This is a genomic window from Synechococcus sp. MU1642, assembly GCF_020514115.1.
In the GTDB taxonomy this organism is placed as follows: Bacteria; Cyanobacteriota; Cyanobacteriia; order PCC-6307; family Cyanobiaceae; genus Parasynechococcus.
In genome coordinates this window covers 348,375-365,258 of the sequence record NZ_VTKZ01000001.1, presented here as the reverse complement: position 1 = coordinate 365,258, position 16,884 = coordinate 348,375, and the positions used below count along the sequence as shown (strand labels likewise).

General features: G+C 58.8%; 26 protein-coding genes and 1 pseudogene. 16 read left to right on the top strand and 11 right to left on the bottom strand.

The features are described 5' to 3' along the window. The first annotated feature begins 24 nt into the window (after positions 1-24). The gene (gene nadA, locus FZZ85_RS02240; protein ID WP_226411774.1) at positions 25-957 is read left to right on the top strand and encodes a quinolinate synthase NadA; all 933 of its coding nucleotides are present in this window, start codon (positions 25-27) and stop codon (positions 955-957) included. 66 nt (positions 958-1,023) lie between these two features. Further along, complete coding sequence (locus tag FZZ85_RS02235; protein WP_226411772.1) at positions 1,024-1,455, top strand: hypothetical protein; 432 nt, start codon at positions 1,024-1,026, stop codon at positions 1,453-1,455. Here the strand turns inward: FZZ85_RS02235 and FZZ85_RS02230 are convergent. Beyond that, positions 1,456-1,688 (bottom strand): annotated as a pseudogene (locus FZZ85_RS02230) (hypothetical protein). Between the two features lie 67 nt (positions 1,689-1,755). On the opposite strand from FZZ85_RS02230, the gene FZZ85_RS02225 reads away from it, so the two are divergent. After that, complete coding sequence (locus FZZ85_RS02225) at positions 1,756-2,742, top strand: ligase-associated DNA damage response exonuclease (RefSeq protein ID WP_226411770.1); 987 nt, start codon at positions 1,756-1,758, stop codon at positions 2,740-2,742. Here the strand turns inward: FZZ85_RS02225 and FZZ85_RS02220 are convergent. Next, entirely contained in the window at positions 2,739-2,999 is a 261-nt protein-coding gene (locus tag FZZ85_RS02220; RefSeq protein ID WP_226411768.1) for a hypothetical protein, read from the bottom strand. The two genes, FZZ85_RS02225 and FZZ85_RS02220, sit on opposite strands and share 4 nt — an antisense overlap. A gap of 118 nt (positions 3,000-3,117) precedes the next feature. Between FZZ85_RS02220 and FZZ85_RS02215 the strand changes: the two genes are divergently transcribed. From FZZ85_RS02215 to FZZ85_RS02190, 6 genes are all read left to right on the top strand, one after another. After that, positions 3,118-4,773 carry an ATP-dependent DNA ligase gene (locus tag FZZ85_RS02215; protein WP_226411967.1) on the top strand — a complete coding sequence of 552 codons (1,656 nt, stop codon included), beginning with the start codon at positions 3,118-3,120 and terminating at the stop codon, positions 4,771-4,773. Beyond that, positions 4,773-7,262: a ligase-associated DNA damage response DEXH box helicase gene (locus FZZ85_RS02210; RefSeq protein ID WP_226411766.1), complete on the top strand. Its 2,490-nt coding sequence runs from the start codon at positions 4,773-4,775 to the stop codon at positions 7,260-7,262. The genes FZZ85_RS02215 and FZZ85_RS02210 overlap by 1 nt, the downstream gene beginning before the upstream one ends. Positions 7,263-7,836: 574 nt before the next feature. Further along, the gene (locus tag FZZ85_RS02205; protein ID WP_226411764.1) at positions 7,837-8,037 is read left to right on the top strand and encodes a hypothetical protein; all 201 of its coding nucleotides are present in this window, start codon (positions 7,837-7,839) and stop codon (positions 8,035-8,037) included. A 24-nt stretch (positions 8,038-8,061) separates the two neighbouring features. After that, positions 8,062-8,460, top strand: a complete 399-nt coding sequence (locus tag FZZ85_RS02200; protein ID WP_226411762.1) for a hypothetical protein — start codon at positions 8,062-8,064, stop codon at positions 8,458-8,460. Continuing rightward, positions 8,457-9,002 (top strand): DUF1543 domain-containing protein, encoded by a 546-nt coding sequence (locus FZZ85_RS02195; RefSeq protein WP_226411760.1) that lies wholly within the window; start codon positions 8,457-8,459, stop codon positions 9,000-9,002. The genes FZZ85_RS02200 and FZZ85_RS02195 overlap by 4 nt, the downstream gene beginning before the upstream one ends. Before the next feature lie 586 nt (positions 9,003-9,588). Beyond that, positions 9,589-9,843, top strand: coding sequence for a hypothetical protein (locus FZZ85_RS02190; RefSeq protein ID WP_226411758.1), 255 nt, complete (start codon positions 9,589-9,591; stop codon positions 9,841-9,843). Position 9,844: 1 nt separating this feature from the next. On the opposite strand, the gene FZZ85_RS02185 is transcribed toward FZZ85_RS02190, so the two are convergent. Continuing rightward, positions 9,845-9,994, bottom strand: coding sequence for a hypothetical protein (locus FZZ85_RS02185; RefSeq protein WP_226411756.1), 150 nt, complete (start codon positions 9,992-9,994; stop codon positions 9,845-9,847). A 596-nt stretch (positions 9,995-10,590) separates the two neighbouring features. Here FZZ85_RS02185 and FZZ85_RS12015 point away from each other — a divergent pair. Continuing rightward, positions 10,591-10,713, top strand: coding sequence for a hypothetical protein (locus tag FZZ85_RS12015; protein WP_006849913.1), 123 nt, complete (start codon positions 10,591-10,593; stop codon positions 10,711-10,713). A gap of 16 nt (positions 10,714-10,729) precedes the next feature. On the opposite strand, the gene FZZ85_RS02180 is transcribed toward FZZ85_RS12015, so the two are convergent. The 6 genes from FZZ85_RS02180 to FZZ85_RS02155 all read right to left on the bottom strand — a co-directional run bounded on the left by FZZ85_RS02180 (position 10,730) and on the right by FZZ85_RS02155 (position 13,430). Continuing rightward, positions 10,730-11,074, bottom strand: coding sequence for a molecular chaperone DnaJ (locus tag FZZ85_RS02180; RefSeq protein WP_226411754.1), 345 nt, complete (start codon positions 11,072-11,074; stop codon positions 10,730-10,732). 18 nt (positions 11,075-11,092) lie between these two features. Further along, positions 11,093-11,815, bottom strand: a complete 723-nt coding sequence (locus FZZ85_RS02175) for a triacylglycerol lipase (protein ID WP_226411752.1) — start codon at positions 11,813-11,815, stop codon at positions 11,093-11,095. After that, positions 11,797-11,979: a hypothetical protein gene (locus FZZ85_RS02170; RefSeq protein WP_115132715.1), complete on the bottom strand. Its 183-nt coding sequence runs from the start codon at positions 11,977-11,979 to the stop codon at positions 11,797-11,799. The genes FZZ85_RS02175 and FZZ85_RS02170 overlap by 19 nt, the downstream gene beginning before the upstream one ends. 78 nt (positions 11,980-12,057) lie before the next feature. Further along, positions 12,058-12,714: a methyltransferase domain-containing protein gene (locus FZZ85_RS02165; RefSeq protein WP_226411750.1), complete on the bottom strand. Its 657-nt coding sequence runs from the start codon at positions 12,712-12,714 to the stop codon at positions 12,058-12,060. 3 nt (positions 12,715-12,717) lie between these two features. Further along, positions 12,718-12,939, bottom strand: a complete 222-nt coding sequence (locus FZZ85_RS02160) for a chlorophyll a/b-binding protein (protein WP_226411748.1) — start codon at positions 12,937-12,939, stop codon at positions 12,718-12,720. Then, entirely contained in the window at positions 12,936-13,430 is a 495-nt protein-coding gene (locus FZZ85_RS02155; protein ID WP_226411746.1) for a hypothetical protein, read from the bottom strand. Before FZZ85_RS02155 ends, FZZ85_RS02160 begins: the two co-directional genes overlap by 4 nt. A 65-nt stretch (positions 13,431-13,495) precedes the next feature. On the opposite strand from FZZ85_RS02155, the gene FZZ85_RS02150 reads away from it, so the two are divergent. Further along, complete coding sequence (locus tag FZZ85_RS02150) at positions 13,496-13,681, top strand: hypothetical protein (protein WP_226411744.1); 186 nt, start codon at positions 13,496-13,498, stop codon at positions 13,679-13,681. Here the strand turns inward: FZZ85_RS02150 and FZZ85_RS02145 are convergent. After that, positions 13,665-13,856 carry a hypothetical protein gene (locus tag FZZ85_RS02145; protein WP_226411742.1) on the bottom strand — a complete coding sequence of 64 codons (192 nt, stop codon included), beginning with the start codon at positions 13,854-13,856 and terminating at the stop codon, positions 13,665-13,667. The genes FZZ85_RS02150 and FZZ85_RS02145 overlap by 17 nt on opposite strands. A gap of 38 nt (positions 13,857-13,894) precedes the next feature. On the opposite strand from FZZ85_RS02145, the gene FZZ85_RS02140 reads away from it, so the two are divergent. The 5 genes from FZZ85_RS02140 to FZZ85_RS02120 are packed head-to-tail and all read left to right on the top strand — an operon-like array spanning position 13,895 to position 16,023. Beyond that, a complete protein-coding gene (locus FZZ85_RS02140) occupies positions 13,895-14,392 on the top strand; it encodes a hypothetical protein (protein ID WP_226411740.1) in 498 nt (165 codons plus the stop codon). Beyond that, complete coding sequence (locus FZZ85_RS02135; RefSeq protein WP_226411738.1) at positions 14,389-14,820, top strand: NUDIX hydrolase; 432 nt, start codon at positions 14,389-14,391, stop codon at positions 14,818-14,820. The genes FZZ85_RS02140 and FZZ85_RS02135 overlap by 4 nt, the downstream gene beginning before the upstream one ends. Further along, positions 14,810-15,598: an ABC transporter ATP-binding protein gene (locus FZZ85_RS02130; protein ID WP_226411736.1), complete on the top strand. Its 789-nt coding sequence runs from the start codon at positions 14,810-14,812 to the stop codon at positions 15,596-15,598. The genes FZZ85_RS02135 and FZZ85_RS02130 overlap by 11 nt, the downstream gene beginning before the upstream one ends. Before the next feature lie 55 nt (positions 15,599-15,653). Next, positions 15,654-15,854, top strand: coding sequence for a hypothetical protein (locus tag FZZ85_RS02125; RefSeq protein WP_011364449.1), 201 nt, complete (start codon positions 15,654-15,656; stop codon positions 15,852-15,854). Positions 15,855-15,867: 13 nt separating this feature from the next. Further along, positions 15,868-16,023: a hypothetical protein gene (locus FZZ85_RS02120; RefSeq protein ID WP_226411734.1), complete on the top strand. Its 156-nt coding sequence runs from the start codon at positions 15,868-15,870 to the stop codon at positions 16,021-16,023. 8 nt (positions 16,024-16,031) lie between these two features. Here FZZ85_RS02120 and FZZ85_RS02115 read toward each other — a convergent pair whose 3' ends face one another. After that, entirely contained in the window at positions 16,032-16,856 is an 825-nt protein-coding gene (locus FZZ85_RS02115; protein WP_226411732.1) for a metal ABC transporter permease, read from the bottom strand. Between the last annotated feature and the right edge of the window lie 28 nt (positions 16,857-16,884).

Here is a 16,884-nt window from a genome sequence, read left to right as displayed (position 1 = left end):
GCCATCCTGCCCGAATCGGTCCTGATGAGCGCTGACACCGCCCTTGTTGCGGCGATCAACCAGCTTCGCCAGGACCGCAATGCCGTGATCCTGGCGCACTACTACCAGGAACCGGAGATACAGGACATTGCCGATTTTGTTGGTGACTCCCTGGAGTTGTCGCGCCAGGCCGCCAGCACCAATGCAGAAGTGATCGTGTTCTGCGGCGTGCACTTCATGGCGGAGACCGCCAAGATTCTCAGCCCAGAAAAGACGGTGGTGCTGCCGGACTTGGAGGCTGGGTGCTCCCTGGCGGACGACTGTCCCGCCGATGAGTTCGCCCGCTTTCGTGCAGAACACCCCGACCACTTCGTGGTGAGTTACATCAACTGCACAGCAGCGGTGAAGGCGCAAAGCGATCTGATCTGCACCAGCAGCAATGCAGTTGATCTGGTGAACCAGCTGCCTGCCGATCAGCCCGTTCTGTTCGCCCCCGATCAGAACCTGGGGCGCTGGGTTCAACAACAGAGCGGTCGCGAGCTGACCCTCTGGCCGGGACGCTGCATCGTTCATGAGACCTTCAGCGAAGAAGCCGTGCTGGCCCTCAAGCACGAACATCCCTCAGCCGAAGTCATCGCCCACCCCGAATGCCAGCAGAACCTGCTGGACCTGGCGGATTTCATTGGATCCACCAGCAAGCTGTTGAAATACGCCGAACAGAGCTCCTGCAACAGCCTAATCGTTCTGACGGAACCAGGGATCCTGCACCAGATGCAGCAACGGGTCCCTGAGAAAACTCTGCTTGACGTGCCAGGCATCGATGGATGCAGCTGCAACGCATGCCCCTACATGCGGCTCAACACCCTGGAGAAACTGAAGGCATGCCTGGAGACCCTCACGCCTGCGATCGAGATGAATGAATCGATGCGCCTGAAGGCCCTGAAACCCATGCAGCGCATGCTCGAGATGAGCCGTTGACGCGCCAACGGATCAGGGAAAGACAATCTGATACGAATAAATTTTCAAGAATCCACCGCGCAATGCATGGCACCTGTAACCCAGCCCGAGGGCATCAGGCTTCTGATCTTGATGGCAGCGATGACGGGAACAACGTGCACCGCAGCAGCTGCACAACCCTGGAACCAACCCATCCCTGAACCCGTAACGGAATCCACAGCACAAACGATCAAGTTGGCCGACCAACTCAACACTGTTGACGCCAAGTTTTTTGGGGCCCATTGGTGCCCCGCCTGCAAAGAGCAGATGCAACTCTTCGGCAAACAGGCCGGACGCAACCTGAACTACGTGGAATGCGGTCTGCCCGACAAATATCCCAACCAGCTCAGCCAATGCAGGGATGAAAACATTCGATCCATCCCCACATGGACACGGCCCGGATCAACGCGGCTGGAGGGCGTTCAATCGATCAACACCCTCGAGCGCTGGAGTGGTCTGAGGCCTGAATCAAAGAACTGATTACTTCTTGCGGCCATAACCAGCACCAACATTTATCCATCCGTAGGGGCAGGCTTCACTATTGGTGGTCATCGTCTCGTAATAGATATGTGAGGTACAGGTGGTGCCCAGGGTGTTGACGTAACCCAGGGAGTATTGGTTATGGCCTTGTGCCTTGGGATCTTTTTCTAAGCCAGAGCGGAACTGGGCACAGCCAGGGCTGAAAAAAACAGAGCAGCAGTAAGAAGCTTCATCGCCAGCGGGACAAACGCGTTCAAGTCACGGGGCTTTCAGACTGTCTTCAGCGATCAGCAGCGGAGCTTGATCGAACACACGCCAGAAGGGTTGTATTGCCAAGCTGCAAAGGCCTGGGTCGACCCTTGGCGTCCAGTCCCTCGGGCTCTGATCACCCACGCTCATGCCGACCACGCCCGACCCGGATGCGGGGAGTACTGGGCCGTGGCCTCCAGTGAAGGGGTTCTGCGCCAGAGGCTCGGTCAGAACATCACGCTTCACCCGGTGGCCTACGGCGAAGAACACTGGCTGGGGCAATGCAAGGTGTCGTTTCACAGCGCCGGACACGTGCTCGGTTCAGCGCAGATCCGCCTGGAATCGGAGGGTGAGGTGTGGGTGGTCAGCGGTGATTACAAACGGGATGATGACCCCAGTTGCGAACCCTTTGAACCGGTTCGCTGCGATGTGCTGATCACCGAAGCCACATTCGGGATGCCGATCTATCGCTGGCAGAGCGGGGCGCAGGTAGCCCAGGACATCCATGCCTGGTGGAGCGGTGATCGCAGCAGGCCGTCACTGCTGTTCTGCTACGCCTTCGGCAAAGCCCAACGCTTGCTGGCTGAGCTCAAGGCCATCGGCGTGGAAGAGGAAGTGCTGTTGCACGGTGCCGTGGAGACCGTGACCCGTCACTACCGGGATGCGGGGGTTCCCATGACCCCCAGCCGTCCCGTCAGCGAACTGCCCCGAAAGGATCCTCTCCATGGGCGATTGATCCTGGCGCCGCCATCGGCCCATCGCTCCAGCTGGATGCGCCGCTTCAAATCACCTCAAACCGCCTTTGCCTCCGGCTGGATGGCCGTGCGCGGAGCCAGACGACGCCGGGGCTATGAGCGGGGGTTCGTGCTCAGTGATCACGCCGACTGGCCTGGACTGATCCAGACCGTTCGAGACAGCGGCGCCCGCAAGGTGTACGTCACCCATGGACAGAGCGACGTTCTGGCCCGATACCTGCGGGAGGTGGAGGGTGTGGATGCGGAGCCGCTGGAGACCTTATTTGAAGGGGAATCTGACTAGAACTTGGCGATGCCGTCAGGCAGCTCGGGGAGGTTGAGATTCGCTTGACGGCCTTCAATCGCGGCATTGAGCGACTCGATCATCATGGTGTTGCCGCTGTCTTTAACGGCTTCAAGTGCCTTCTGCAGCCGACGTTGACGGTCGGAAGGATCCTCCGCATTTTCCGAAATAGCCACAGGAGTCACCACGGCAGTTGCTGACTCAGTGGCGCGGATAGTGTCCAGTTGTTGCGCCAGGTTGTCCCAGAGAAGTGCCATCCGGCTGATTCAGAAAGCTGTCGCTCAGATCAACACAGGTCTGCGCCGGATTTCCAGCACTGCTCACAAAATGTCTTGTCAGGATGGCGGTGCATTCATCCATCCCGTTCAAGCGCGCATGCGGGCCTTTCAGGACCTGTTCAATCAGCTGGATCAGGTCACTGGCACCAAGGCCAAGGTGCAGGCGCTGGTGGATCACTTTCAAGGGGTCGAGCCAGGGGAAGCGGCTTGGACGTTGACGCTGCTGTTGGGCAAACGACGCCGTCGCTTGATCACCGGTCGCCGACTGCGCGACATCCTCCGGGACCGAGGTGGTCTACCGGATTGGCTGATCGACGACTGCTACGGCCAGGTGGGCGACTCAGCCGAAACCATCAGCCTGCTCTGGCCCGCCGTGCAAGAGCGGGTTGAAGCAACCGATCCCGGTCTGCCCAGCACAGAGGGAGAAATGCCCCTGCGCTGGTGGATGGACACCCTGCTGCCGGCCATCAGCACCAGAAGCGAGGACGGTCAGGCCAATGCGGTGATCTGGCTCTGGCACCGAACCCCGCGCGATCAACACTTCATCGTCAATAAGTTGCTCACTGGGGGGTTCCGTGTAGGCGTGTCGACGGGACTGATCAGCCGCGCCATCGCCAAGGCTTTTGATCTCGAGGAAAGTTTGGTGGTGCAACGGCTGATGGGGGGCTTTGAGCCCTCCGCCGAGCGATTCGATCAACTCACCGCCCCTGCGACGCCGGATGAGCACCGCTCCAGTGGCACGCCGTACCCCTTTTATCTCGCCAGCCCCCTGGAACCCGAACGACTGAAGAAGACATCCGTAAAAGATTGGCAACTGGAGTGGAAATGGGATGGGATCCGCGGTCAGCTGATTCACCGCGGTTCCGGCGTCTACCTCTGGAGCCGTGGAGAAGAACTGGTCAACGAGAGCTTCCCTGAGCTTGTGGATTTGGCTCAGGCTTTGCCATCCGGCAGCGTTCTCGACGGCGAGCTGATCTGCTGGCAACAAAACGCGGCCACACCGCTTGGCTTTGATCAGCTGCAACGACGGCTCGGCCGCAAAACCGTTGGAGCAACGTTGAAACGGGACTGCCCGATGCAATTCATCGCCTATGACCTGCTGGAACATCAGGGCGTCGACATCCGCCAGCAGGGATTACGACAGCGTCAGCAGCAACTGGCTGCGCTGCTGGGAAACATCAAGCATCCAGAGTCGTGGCGGCTGCAGCAGAGCCCGTCCTGGTCGATCAACACCTGGGAGGAGCTGGAGACACAACGCAACATGGCCCGTCAACACAACTCCGAAGGCCTGATGCTCAAACACGCGGAATCGCCTTATCTGAGCGGACGCAAGCGCGGCAACTGGTGGAAACACAAGCTGGAGCCTATGACCCTCGACGCAGTGCTCCTTTATGCCCAGGCCGGCAGTGGGCGACGCGCCAACCTGTTCACCGATTACACCTTCGGCCTCTGGACCAATGCTGAAGAGCCCCAGTTGGTGACCTTCGCCAAGGCCTATTCCGGCCTCAACGACGCCGAAATCCTCGAGCTTGACCGCTGGATCCGACGCAACACCCTCCAGCGCTTCGGGCCGGCACGATCCCTGAAAACCGAGCTGGTGTTTGAAATCGGCTTTGAGGGCATCCACCCCTCAAAACGCCACAAATCCGGCATTTCCGTGCGTTTCCCGCGCATCCTTCGCTGGCGACGCGACAAACCCGCCGATGAAGCGGATTCACTCCAAACAGCGATGGGGTTGATCCAGAACCGCTGATGGCAGCTTCAAAAGCGAAGGCCAAGGTCAAGCCAAAAAGCAGCGACCCTCGATTGAACCCGATTCATGCCTGGTTTGCGCAGAAAAACTGGGCACCGCTCCCGTTCCAACAGGAGACCTGGATCGCCTATCTGGCGGGGCGGAACGGGTTGATCCAAGTGCCCACAGGGTCCGGCAAAACCTTCGCCGCTGTAATGGGACCGATTGCGCGGATGTTGGCTGAGGAACAGCCGTTAAAAGGAATACGTCTGCTCTACATCACGCCATTGCGCGCCCTCAGCCGCGACTTATCACTAGCGATCCGCGAACCGATCGAGGCGATGGATTGGCCGATACGGTTGGGCATCCGCAATGGCGACAGCAGCAGCAGCGAACGCACAAAACAGCTCAAGGCACCACCACAAATCCTGGTCACCACTCCCGAATCCCTCGCTCTCCTGCTGAGCAATGCCAAGGCCGAAGAGCTGTTTGGCCAGCTGCAGACGGTGATCCTCGATGAATGGCACGAGTTGATGGGTAGCAAACGGGGCAGCCAGACGGAGCTGTGCCTGAGCTGGTTGCGCCAGCTGTGTCCCCAGCTCCAGACCTGGGCCATCAGTGCCACCATTGGCAACATCGACCAGGCAGCGCGCCATGCCCTGGGGACGGCAGGGGAGCCACAGCTGATCGGGGGCGCCCCTGCCCGCAGCATGGATATTCAGAGCATCCTTCCGGAGACGATCGATGGCTTCCCCTGGGCCGGACACCTCGGGTTGCGGATGTATGAGGAGCTGGTGGCCCGCCTCAATCCCGGGATCAGCACCTTGCTGTTCACCAACACCCGCAATCAGTCGGAGCGTTGGCACCAGTGTCTGCGCTTCGCCTGCCCGGAAATGGAGGAGGGATTGGCTCTGCACCACAGCGCAATTGATCGCAGCGAGCGTGAAGCGATCGAAGCCTCCGTGAAGGCCGGCGGCATTCGTTGGGTGGTGTGCACCAGCTCCCTGGACCTCGGGGTGGACTTCCAACCCGTGGAACAAGTGGTGCAGATCGGCAGCCCAAAGAATCTGGCGCGGCTGCTGCAGCGGGCGGGGCGGTCAGCGCACTTGCCCGGCGGAACATCCAAGGTGCTGTTCATGCCCACCAATGCGCTCGAACTGCTCGAACTCAGTGCTGTGCGTCGGGGACTGGCGGAGGGCCTGGTGGAACAACGCAAGCCACCGAAAGCCCCTCTGGATGTGCTGCTGCAGCACCTCACGGGGTTGGCATGCGGCCCTGGTTTCAATCCCGAGCAGACCTTGCAGACCGTGCGGAGCTGCGCGGCCTACACCGAGCTGAGCCAGGAGGATTGGGACTGGTGCATGCTGTTTCTCGAGCAAGGCGGGGAGTGCCTCGGGGCCTATCCCCGCTACCGCAAGCTCGAGTGGGAGGAGACAAGCCAGCGCTACCGGGTTGGCGAGAAGGCCATCGCCCGGCTGCACCGTCTCAACGTTGGGACGATCACGGCCGCACCGGCAATCACCGTGCGCTTTGTGCGTGGTGCAGTGCTCGGCCATGTGGAGGAGAACTTCATCAGCCAGCTGAAGCCGAAGGATGTGTTCTTCTTCTCCGGCCGTCAGCTGGAATTCGTGCGGCTGCGCGACATGACCGCTTACGTGAAGGTGAGCACAAAAAAAACGCGCACGGTGCCTGCCTGGGCTGGGGGGCAGATGGCTCTCTCCGATCTGCTGACCCATCACCTGCGTCTCGAAGTGGACCGAGCCAGCCGGGGTGATCTCGACAACGCCGAACTGCAGGCTCTAAAGCCCCTGTTTGATCGGCAACAGGACATCTCGGTGTTGCCGACGGTTGGGCAGCTGTTGATTGAGACCTGTCACACCCGGGAAGGCACGCACCTGTTTGCTTACCCCTTTGAAGGGCGGTTCGTACATGAGGGCATCGGCTTCCTCTGGGCGTCGCGGCTCACCAGTCTGGAGCGGGGCACGATCACGGTTTCGGTGAACGACTACGGCTTTGAGCTGTTGGCTCCAAAGAACTACCCCATGGCGGAATTGCTGGAGGATCACATCGATCTCCTGCTCGATCGTCAAAAACTGGAGCAGGATCTGAAAAACGCACTGAATCTTTCCGAGCTGCAACGGAGACGTTTTCGCGCCATCGCCCAGATCGCTGGACTGATGAACCGGGGATTCCCTGGATCCAGCAAAAGCACCGGTCAGCTTCAGATCAGCGCCTCGCTGCTGTTTGATGTCTTCAGCCGTCACGAACCGAATAACCGCTTGCTGCTGCAGGCACAGCAGGAGGTGCTCGACGACCAGTTGGAGATCTCACGACTGGAGGCAGCCTTGGAACGCGCTGCAAGCCAGGAATGGCTGCACGTTGAAACCCTGCGGCCCAGCCCATTGGCCTTTCCACTGTTGGTAGAACGGCTCAATAACAGGATGAGCAATGAATCCGTTTTGGAGCGGGTTCAGCGGATGAAGGATGAAGCCATCCGCAGAGAGGGTTGAGATCGCTGTCCACTGAAGTGCCCTTAAGGTTCAGCAGCGGAAAGAATTAGCAACGTTGACCAAGCTCGGGGAGATCAAACTCAAACAGATTCCACAACTGAACACGGCCAACAGCTCGCCGTTGATTCGGAAACACAAGGAGATTCTGAATCTGATGATGAGAACGCTTTCGCTCGATACCTACGGCCTCACCTGGGCCCAGTTCATCAAGGGGTTTGGTTGTGGTGCCTTGGCTGTTTGGCTACTGATGCGCTGAGATCAACCGTGACGTACCGGCCTTCCGCCTTGTCGCAGCGACTCCAACATGCCCCTTTCCAAGGCCGTCAATTTTGGTGTCGGCTCATTCAGTGCAGCTTCCGCCCGTGACTTGGCTGCGGCAATGAATCGGTCTGTCTTATCTCCAGAATCAAACGCCAAGGTGCCTTAGCAAGTACAACCAAAGGTATGAATCGGCGGCCGTTAAGGCTCAGGACTTAAGGAAAATCCCTGAACCCAACAGATGAGGGCGAGAGCCCCGGCAACCATTCCCTCGATCACTTGTTCGTTGCTATCGGTTGGAGGTTGCAGCGCCTCGATGAGCCGTTACCCCGTCTTCTATTGCTCTCCAGCGTCCGTTGACGCCGGCTTCATACCTGTTGAGGCATCGGATGCCTACGAGGCTGAGCTAATCGTGCGGCGCGAACACCCCGGTGCCGTGACGGCATCCCTGAGCGAGCGCATAACGAACGAAGAGGAAATCCGCCTGTTGTTCCTGGCCTGGCTCGAAAAAATCTGAAAATCTTGAGCCACCGAGGGGTGCATGGGACGCAATCCGTTGTCGGTCAGGCCCCCCAGCTGGCTGGACATCGATGCCAACAGCTACAAACGGCTGCTGAACCACACTGCGGTAACGATCACCAAGCGCGCCAGAAAGCGAGGAGCCACCTACCAGGTGAGGGAGGCCATCGATGCCATTCACTCAGCCTTTCAGCGTTGCGACGGCACGGATCCCTTCGACGGACTGCCGTTGGACAGCCAACTTCATGATGGAAGCCGCAGTCCGACGGTCTCCCCGGTGAGCAGCAGCAGCGCCGCGACCTTTGAGATTCTCAGCCTGCAGACGAAAGAAGCCAAAGGTGAGAGAAACGCCGAGGAGTTCATCGCCCACTGCCGAGCCATCGTTGCCCATACCGACGACCCATCAACAGCCCAGCGATGAGCAGCGCAAAGAAGTTGTTCCTGGTAGTGCTGGGGGGCCGTTGTAAGGGCTGCCATGTCGAGCAGCACGATGTGCGCTGGGTGGTGGGTGAGACCATTGAGGCCACGTTGCCGGCCCTTCGGCAGGAATGGATCGGCCTTCGCCGTGGCTTGCACATCGACAGCTATCGCTGCATCGACCATGTCGATGGCCATCGCGTTGAGGTTATTGAGCAAGCGCAGGATCGATCCAGTGCTGATAGTCAGCAGCTGTGGTTCGTCAACCTTGGCGCCTATGACCCCACTTCAATGGCCGAACAGCACGCCTTTGGGGTGATCGTGGCCTGTTCTTCAGCCTCTGCAAAAGCGCGGGCACGCCAGCGTTGGCTGCGAGGACAGGAGCAAGTTCATAAGGATGACCTTCACTCTGTCGAAATGGACAGTGCGCTCGATGATCTGCTGCCGATTCACGGCAATGGCCAATGGCATTTAAAACTGATCGCGGATCCCCAAGTCAATGAAATTCCAGCCCATCCCGATTGGTACGGCTACTGGACGATCTGACCACAGAACAAACACAGGTCAGCTACAACACACCCCCACTTTGAGGATGTGTCGTGCTGATCCTGATCCTCCTCGTTCTGACGGGCTCCTATGCCGGACTATGGGCGTTGCGATTCGTGCTCGAACAGCGCACAGACACTGAATAGGCATTCACGGCCCAAAGCAGCATCCAGTCAAACTTGACCGGAAAGCTGACATGGTTTGCAGGTCGAGCCGCAATACATTTTTTTAGTCAATCGACCCACCATGACACTTGTCCAACGTCTTTGCATCGCCATGCTTTTCGTGGGGGGAAGCCGGAATCGTCCTGAGTCCTGCAGCTGAAGCCCATCGCGGTCACTCCCACCACAATCGACAACACTCCCACAAGAAGAAAAAGGCCTAGCAAGGGCTACAGGAGGGGCTACAAAAATGCGATCGACAACCCCTGTCGCCGCCTCGTCCGTCCGATCTACCGCAGCTATTCCCCGGTGTATGGCCCTATGAGTTTATCGGCGCCCTGGATGGTTCCAGTTCACCTGTATCACCACGGCAAGCGGGGCATTGGCGGTTTCGGGTTCAATCTGTAAACACAGGTCAATCCACCATGTCTGATCGAGTCGGCAAAGACGCAAGCGAAGCGTGGCGCGACCATGTGCTGAAGCAGGTGGTGGATTATCTAGAGACCCATCGCGTTGCAATCCTCGATCGCTTTGAAGCTGACAACGCTTACAACTTGAAGCGTGAGGACATCGAACAGTCAGATCTTCTCGATTTCGATGTTTCAGTCACGCTGCACCGTGATCAATCCTCATCCTTTGGCCTTGGATTCGGTTTTTTCAAGGCCAACATGATTCGCTGAATCAATCTGCAGGCTTCCAGAGCACGTCAGGATCCTGGCGTTGCAGTGTTTGTTCAGCCAGCTTGAGGTAATAGAAATAGCTCTGCCTGTCTTCAGATTCAGCAGCTTTGTTCATTAAGTGCAGATAGCTGAGACGCTGATCGCTGTTCATGCGTTGACTGGAAGAGGTCCAAACAATCACCTCGGGGAGTCTTGAGTTTCGGTATCGGAGCAAACAATTGACACAATTTTAGGTATAGTTGATCAACTTTTTAATTTTTTCTTTTGAAAGTTTTACCCAAAAACCTTTCCTGACAATGCAATTAACAGGGCTGGAAGTTCTTCTTGACAGGCGGGCCGCCTCCAGGAGGAACGAAACAGCCAGGATCGAGTGAACGCTCAGGCAACGCCGGACCTTGAAGTACAGGCCCTGCTGGGTATGCCGGGCCCAGGCCCGGCCGGATCAGTTGAGACGTGACGTTGAACGCCAACCCGCCAAGCAACCCAAGCCCCATCGAGGCCGAAAAAGCAACAAGAATTTCACGCTGACGGTTGTTCATCCCACTGCTCGATCCCGGTGAAGGTGGATTGGCCGTGAGCTCTGGCCCCAATCTCAGTCAATAACGGAGATTTGACAGATCAAAACAGACCGCCGGATGATCCGCCTGCTGCAATCAGAACGATCGAAACACAGTCTCTGCTGACGCTGCTCACCCCCTTCCTCGTGTTCGGAGCGTTGTTTGTGGTGCTCCTGCTGGTCTGGGACCGATGACAGCCCCCGTTGCGGGACTGTTCTGGACGCCATACGCCGATTGGATTTACACCGTGGTCAGCCTCAGTGGTCTGATGCTTATCACCTGGTTGGTGCTGGGTCGCAGCAGCGGTAGCTGATCGGCCTCAAAGGGCGTCAGGCAGCAAGCATCTCCATCTCAGGCTCAAGCAGCACATCGCGGGCTGTGTTGAACCGCGTCATTACGTCAGGGTCTCCCCCTTTGTCCGGGTGATGTTGAACAGCTAGAAGTTTGTGGGCCCGCTTCACCTGGGCAAAGGTCAACCGCCCGGTCAGCGGCAATCCAAGGCACTGCCTGGCCTGAATCGCCTCAAGACCAGGATCGCGCCCCATCGGACATTGATCGCGGCGATGGTTTGACGTGCCTGGCTTGCGCTTCTTGCTGGTTTTGCGTTTGGCCGAGGTGGCCTCACCCCCAAACCCTTTCGATTCCTGCACAAGCTGATCGCCGAAGCAAGCCACAATGACTGATCGCCTGGCTCAGTCACCCAACAGCGACCACCAGCGTTCGATGCGATCGGTGGAGCCGTACCAGCTTTGGCCGAACAATCCCCCGTGAGCCGTATCAGCGAGCTCAATCCAACGGGCATCCCGCAACAGAGCTGATGAAATCGGCACCAGACCATCCCCCTCCAGATCCGGGTCGCCCATGATCTGGCGATAGCTGCGGGCAGAGCTGCGCCTCGAAAAGCTGGATGCATTCGCTCGCAGAGGATCCAGCCGACCCGCAACTGCGACGTAATCCACCCGATCGGCTTCAGGACAACCCGGAAACTCACGATCCACCCGAGCGCGCAGCGGTGTGGCACGCAGAGCCTGATGGGGACTGCCGAGAGTGATCAAGCGATTGCATCGGGCTGCACCGTTGAATCGACGTCCCAGAAAGGTCTTATCGGCCAGATAAGGACGCAACATCACCCCACCGGAACTGTGACCAATCAGGGTGACTCGACCGGTGGGCGACTGGCTTTGAAGCTCGCGCACAGCGGTATCAACGCGATCTAGCAGGCGACACCAACCGAAGCCCCAGCTGGTGGCCAGCCAATCCAATTTGGACGCAGGCACGATCCGCACTGCAACACCGCTGGCCTGATGAATCCAATCAGCGAGGGGGCGATAGGCCTCTTCCGTGATCAGAAAGCCACCGAAAATGACGACGGGCTGGGTGAGACGAGCTGTGCTGATCACCTGATCAGCGCACATTGCGGGGCCTTGATCAGGTCGTAGCCACGCCGAATGCGACTTCCACCAGGCTCAAGAACCGTGCTCAGCTGTTGATCCTCGGAGGAAGCCTCGAGAACAACCTGCTGACCGATCAAAACGATCCTGAAGCGCCAGGGGAGAAGACCCGGAAGGGTAAAACTCATGGAGATCCTGGTTCTCGCCTCACGCTGCCGCACTTGAGGTCAGCGTCCATCCCTTGAATTCAAAGGAAAGACGAGGAATTACTGGAGAGGTTTCTCCGCCACAACGGCAAAGAAAGGATCTCCCTTGCCACCGAACAAACCCATCACACCTTCGGCGCGGGTGTCTTCGGCAACGATTTCCGGCTGTGGCCAGCCCTGGGCCATCAACACCTCAGCGACATAACGGAGGTGATCGCCGTCATCACCATCGGTCCAGACCTGCGGAGCCTTGGTGAAGAACATTCGATTTGAAAACGCCACGATCACCTGGCCCCGGGGACGGGTGATCCGCAACAGCTCAGCGGCGATCAGCTCGGGCTGTTGTAGGTATTGCCAACCAGCCACGATGAGGGTGGCATCGATCGAAGCGTCCTCAACCGGAAGGGTTTGGTCACGGTTGAGGTTCTGAACCCAATGCTGATCCAATCGCGGGTTGGCGCTGAGCTCATCTCCATTGAGGCCATGACCGATCACCTTGTCATAACTGATGTCTTCCGGCAGGTGGCTGACCCAACTGCTCATGAGATCCAGCACCTGGGCACAGGGCGGAATGCGCTCGCGATAGAGGGCGGTCAGCCGAGTCCTAAAACCTGCATCCAGGTGGTGAACAAAACGAGGCTCGCTGTAGAAGATCGCGTCATCAGTGGCATCCAACTTGAAGCGTTGGGAGTCCTTCAGAACAGGAACAACCGTCATCGATCAACCCAACTGCAGGTACCAGCGCAGAGCTGCACCAAGCTGACCCGCAATTCCCAAGCCTGTGGTCTTTTCAAACACCACTGCAGCCGCGAAACCGAGCATGGCTACCCGGCCATTGAGACGCTCCACATCGGTCAGAGCAGACCGGTTCCAGGGACGTGCCGTGGTGAGCGACTCGCCGAAGCGTTCCGGTTCTTCGTAGCGAAAAGCAGGCCGACTCATCGCAATGCGCAGATCCAGCGGACCTTAACCACGGTTCCATCCCGTCCGGGGTAATTGGTCCAGGAACCATCGGCCCGGCGTTGCTCCAGCTGACCGTTGGCGCAGTTGGCGCGCATCGGCAGAACCCGTTGGCTCCACTGATCCTGGCCAGCGCGCTGGATTAACAGGCCTGCCTCGACCTCAACGCCACCTTCCACAGTTTTTGGGTACCGGATGTATTCAGCCGCCTTGAGCGCGGGGGTGTCGAGGGCCTCCATGAAGATCCAGCCATCGCCGGGCAGCAACTCGCCGCGACGCGATTGCCAAACCCCCGGCTCCTGCATCGGCTGCCATTCCGCCAGACCAGGCAATGCACTCAGAGACAAGAGTGAGGCCACAGCAACGTTGAACGACAGAGAACAAAAGGCCATCGGCAGGAGGATGCGGGCAGAGCGTTCAGGGGGACTGTCAGTTACTTCAAACAGCTTCACGAAGCGTTGAAACGCAAACATGAACGAATGGTTATGGAATTCCACCTGGCAGGAGTGCCAGCTTGAAACGACTGATTCATCAGCCCATGGCCAGCATTACTCAGGGACGGGCTGCTTACACCGTCCGCCACAAGACATCAAACGGAGAAAAGTTGGAATCCTGTTTTTACGCCACGGATGCCTTTGAAGCGCGTCTGCTGGCCATGGAGTTCAACGAATACATCCGTCAGCACCCAAATTGCATCGATTCGATTCTCAGAACGGAGGCTTGAGCGGCGCTCGCCGACGCTCCACCTGAACGAAGACAAGCCAGGCTAGGCTTGCTAGACAGCCTCCACTCCAATCGCTGCGCAGCAGTTCAACCAGGGCGAGGGTGCTCGCCCCAATGCGCAGACCCCGTAGAAGCAGGTCCGTTAGGGGAGGTATCCGGCGCTTGTCGCGCTTCATGGGCCGACTCCGAAAAAATAGGGAGGTTGCAGAGCCCCATGATCTCAGTCGTATCTGGTCCGCCTGCCGCTGCCCTTCTGGCTCGTGAACGTCAGAGCCGCCGAAATGGGAGCGGCATTCAGATCGAGCAGTTGCCGGGCTGCTGGATCTTGCAGCAAACCTGGAATCGCAACGGTGATGTGCCGGCGCCCGGCACATCAACACTGCTGCGTTGGCTGCAAGCCAGCCTGATTTTGAGCCCTTGTGACCAGGGCCTGGACATCACCAATCAGGTATCCCTGGCCGGGTTCCGATTGAGGTTCAGTGGTCATGCCCAGCTCAAGGGTTCAAGACCGCTGCTGATGTTCAGCTTCACGTCAATGGAGCTGTCCTGGTCGAGTCAGCTGCTGCTTCAGCGAAGCCTGCCTTCACCACAGCCCCAACGGCTTCCTTTTTTTGCCCTGATCGAGCTGAACGAGCAGCAGAGAACTCTGACGGCGCGGGGCCGGGGCGGTGGACTCGCTCAGTGGTCGCGGCTCAAACCGGAGGTGCCATGAAGCACGCCGTTGCCCTGGCCATGCTCCAGCGGGAGGGGCAATGGCTGCTCCAGCTGCGAGACGATGTCGACTCGATCATTTATCCAGGCCATTGGGGGCTATTTGGCGGCCATCTCGACCCGGGAGAAACAGCCAGCGAAGCCGTGCACCGCGAACTGCAGGAGGAGATCGATTGGTCACCCAGCGTGCCGCTCCAGCATTGGTTCAGCGACGACAGCGGCAACCGGGTGGCCCATGTGTTCCGTGGAGCCCTCAGCGTGCCCTTGAGCAAGCTGCAGTTGAAGGAGGGCCAGGAGATGAAGTTGGTCTCCCTCAGCGAACTTGTGCGTGAGTCGATTTGGAGCGAGCGGCAGCAGGAGCTACGGCCCGTCGCGCCCCGCCTGTCGATCGTGATCGAACGGCTGCTGCAGGAAGGCCATGACTGCTGAAACCTGGCTCGATCTCTGCAATGTGGAGGCATGGTTGGGCGATCGCCCGGTGCTGCACAACCTCAACCTGCAATTGAAGCTGCGGCAGTCCACAACGGTGTTGGGGCCCAACGGCGCAGGTAAAAGCAGCCTTGTGAAACTGATCGACCGCAGCGTTTATCCCATTGTTCGGGCCGACGCGCACCTGCGGCTTTTTGGCAGCGAGACGGTGAACCTCTGGGCGCTGCGCAGCCGCCTGGGGGTTGTATCCAGCGAGTTGGAACAGCGGGTTCATCCCAAAACAGCGGTTGATGAAGTGGTGGTGAGCAGTTTTTTTGGTGCCACCCGGCTGGGCCGGGATCAGAAACCAAGCGGTGAGCAATGGGAGCAATCGCAAGATCTACTCGATCAGCTGCAACTCCAAAGCATTCGTGGGCGCTGCTATGGAGAACTGTCGGACGGACAGCGGCGCCGCCTGTTGATAGCTCGCGCCCTGGTGCACGACCCTGAGGTGCTGGTGCTGGATGAGCCGAGCCGAGCCCTTGATCTCCAGGCCTGCCATCAGTTGTTGAACATCCTCCGAGGCCTGATCCAAGCGGGGACAACCGTGGTGCAGGTGACCCACCGCGTGGACACGATCCTGCCGGAGATGGAACGGGTGCTATTTCTGGCGCAGGGACGCCTTGTTGGGGATGGGAGTCCGCTGGAGATGCTGCGGCCAGCCGAGCTGAGTGAGCTATTCAAGACCCCGCTCAACGTGGTCGAAGCCCATGGCTTTCGCCAGGTTCTCCCGGGATAAATCCAAACGCAGCACCCTGCTCTGCTAGGGATGAGGGCCAGACTTTGCAATCGCCATGGCAACGGCAGAACAGAAAAAGACCATCACCAAAAAGCGCTTACAGGAGCTGCGAAACCAGTGCCGCGACCACTACAACGTGGTGGCCGATGGTGTTCTGCCCGACGGTGCCGATGTTCGCGTCACCATGGGCAGGCTCCAGGAGCTGATCGAACTGCTCGATGGCAAAGCCAAGTGGGATGACAGCGAAGCCTCCTGAGCCACTCCAAGACATGCGGGACGATCTTGATTACCGCGAGCCGTGGGACCAGGCAGGTTCCAAACAGAAGGCATCTAATCAGGATTATTCCGCCAGGGAATTTCACTTCCGGGAAGCCGGCGTTCAACGCTTCAACGACATCTACGACTGGGACGACGACGCGCGCTGATCAATCGATCAGAGACGCCGCAGCACCCCCTGACCAGGGGCCAAAAGGAAGGCGAGCACGAATTGCGCGGTTTGCGCCAGCACGATGCAACCAGCGGTGGAGCTGTCGGACCAATAGCTGATGAACACCCCCAGAACACTTGAGAGCACGCTGCTGGTGACGGCCAGCAGCGTCATCCGATCGAACCGATCGGTAAGCAGATAGGCCGTGGCACCGGGAGTGACGAGCATAGAAACGACCAAAATGATTCCTACGGTCTGCAGACCGGCCACGGCGGCCAGGGAGAGGAGCCCCAACAGCATGTAGTGCAGGAGCCCGGTGTTGATCCCGATAGATCGGGCGTGGGTGGGGTCAAAGCAAAAAAGCATCAAGTCCCGCCGGAACAGCAGCAGCAGCACCAGCACCAGTACGGAAATCACCAGGGTCTGTTGCACGTCCCCTGTTGAGATCCCCAGAACATTGCCGAACAGGATGTGGGTGAGATCGATGTTGCTGCGCGTCTTCGAGACAAGCACCAGACCAAGGGCGAAGAAGCCGGTGAAGACAAGCCCAATTACGGTGTCTTCCTTCACCCTCGACTTCTGCTTCACAAATCCGATGGCCGCAACGGAGCCGACACCGAAGACGAACGCCCCCAAGGAGAAGGGGAGTCCCAGCGCATAAGCGACCACCACGCCAGGGAGAACGGCATGGGAAACGGCGTCACCCATCAACGCCCATCCCTTCAGCGTCATGAAGCAGGACAACAGCCCACAAACACCGCCGACGAGGGCACTGATCAACAACGCCTTGACCATGAAGGCATGACTGAGGGGTTCCAGCAAGAGCTCCATCGGTTCAGTATGGGCGCGCTGCAGCCGG

What these genes read in the sequence shown, in the direction of transcription:
- FZZ85_RS02235 (WP_226411772.1), top strand. Translation starts at nt 1,024, where the DNA reads ATGGCACCTGTAACCCAGCCCGAGGGCATCAGGCTTCTGATCTTGATG.
- FZZ85_RS02215 (WP_226411967.1), top strand. Translation starts at nt 3,118, where the DNA reads ATGCGGGCCTTTCAGGACCTGTTCAATCAGCTGGATCAGGTCACTGGC.
- FZZ85_RS02125 (WP_011364449.1), top strand. Translation starts at nt 15,654, where the DNA reads ATGGCAACGGCAGAACAGAAAAAGACCATCACCAAAAAGCGCTTACAG.
- FZZ85_RS02150 (WP_226411744.1), top strand. Translation starts at nt 13,496, where the DNA reads ATGGCCAGCATTACTCAGGGACGGGCTGCTTACACCGTCCGCCACAAG.
- FZZ85_RS02175 (WP_226411752.1), bottom strand. Translation starts at nt 11,815, where the DNA reads ATGTGCGCTGATCAGGTGATCAGCACAGCTCGTCTCACCCAGCCCGTC.
- FZZ85_RS02220 (WP_226411768.1), bottom strand. Translation starts at nt 2,999, where the DNA reads ATGGCACTTCTCTGGGACAACCTGGCGCAACAACTGGACACTATCCGC.
- FZZ85_RS02165 (WP_226411750.1), bottom strand. Translation starts at nt 12,714, where the DNA reads ATGACGGTTGTTCCTGTTCTGAAGGACTCCCAACGCTTCAAGTTGGAT.
- FZZ85_RS02145 (WP_226411742.1), bottom strand. Translation starts at nt 13,856, where the DNA reads ATGAAGCGCGACAAGCGCCGGATACCTCCCCTAACGGACCTGCTTCTA.
- FZZ85_RS02120 (WP_226411734.1), top strand. Translation starts at nt 15,868, where the DNA reads ATGCGGGACGATCTTGATTACCGCGAGCCGTGGGACCAGGCAGGTTCC.
- FZZ85_RS02135 (WP_226411738.1), top strand. Translation starts at nt 14,389, where the DNA reads ATGAAGCACGCCGTTGCCCTGGCCATGCTCCAGCGGGAGGGGCAATGG.
- FZZ85_RS02115 (WP_226411732.1), bottom strand. Translation starts at nt 16,856, where the DNA reads ATGGAGCTCTTGCTGGAACCCCTCAGTCATGCCTTCATGGTCAAGGCG.
- FZZ85_RS02185 (WP_226411756.1), bottom strand. Translation starts at nt 9,994, where the DNA reads ATGAACAGCGATCAGCGTCTCAGCTATCTGCACTTAATGAACAAAGCT.
- FZZ85_RS02160 (WP_226411748.1), bottom strand. Translation starts at nt 12,939, where the DNA reads ATGAGTCGGCCTGCTTTTCGCTACGAAGAACCGGAACGCTTCGGCGAG.
- FZZ85_RS02195 (WP_226411760.1), top strand. Translation starts at nt 8,457, where the DNA reads ATGAGCAGCGCAAAGAAGTTGTTCCTGGTAGTGCTGGGGGGCCGTTGT.
- nadA (WP_226411774.1), top strand. Translation starts at nt 25, where the DNA reads ATGAGCGCTGACACCGCCCTTGTTGCGGCGATCAACCAGCTTCGCCAG.
- FZZ85_RS12015 (WP_006849913.1), top strand. Translation starts at nt 10,591, where the DNA reads ATGACAGCCCCCGTTGCGGGACTGTTCTGGACGCCATACGCCGATTGG.
- FZZ85_RS02170 (WP_115132715.1), bottom strand. Translation starts at nt 11,979, where the DNA reads ATGAGTTTTACCCTTCCGGGTCTTCTCCCCTGGCGCTTCAGGATCGTT.
- FZZ85_RS02205 (WP_226411764.1), top strand. Translation starts at nt 7,837, where the DNA reads ATGAGCCGTTACCCCGTCTTCTATTGCTCTCCAGCGTCCGTTGACGCC.
- FZZ85_RS02130 (WP_226411736.1), top strand. Translation starts at nt 14,810, where the DNA reads ATGACTGCTGAAACCTGGCTCGATCTCTGCAATGTGGAGGCATGGTTG.
- FZZ85_RS02200 (WP_226411762.1), top strand. Translation starts at nt 8,062, where the DNA reads ATGGGACGCAATCCGTTGTCGGTCAGGCCCCCCAGCTGGCTGGACATC.
- FZZ85_RS02210 (WP_226411766.1), top strand. Translation starts at nt 4,773, where the DNA reads ATGGCAGCTTCAAAAGCGAAGGCCAAGGTCAAGCCAAAAAGCAGCGAC.
- FZZ85_RS02190 (WP_226411758.1), top strand. Translation starts at nt 9,589, where the DNA reads ATGTCTGATCGAGTCGGCAAAGACGCAAGCGAAGCGTGGCGCGACCAT.
- FZZ85_RS02140 (WP_226411740.1), top strand. Translation starts at nt 13,895, where the DNA reads ATGATCTCAGTCGTATCTGGTCCGCCTGCCGCTGCCCTTCTGGCTCGT.
- FZZ85_RS02155 (WP_226411746.1), bottom strand. Translation starts at nt 13,430, where the DNA reads ATGTTTGCGTTTCAACGCTTCGTGAAGCTGTTTGAAGTAACTGACAGT.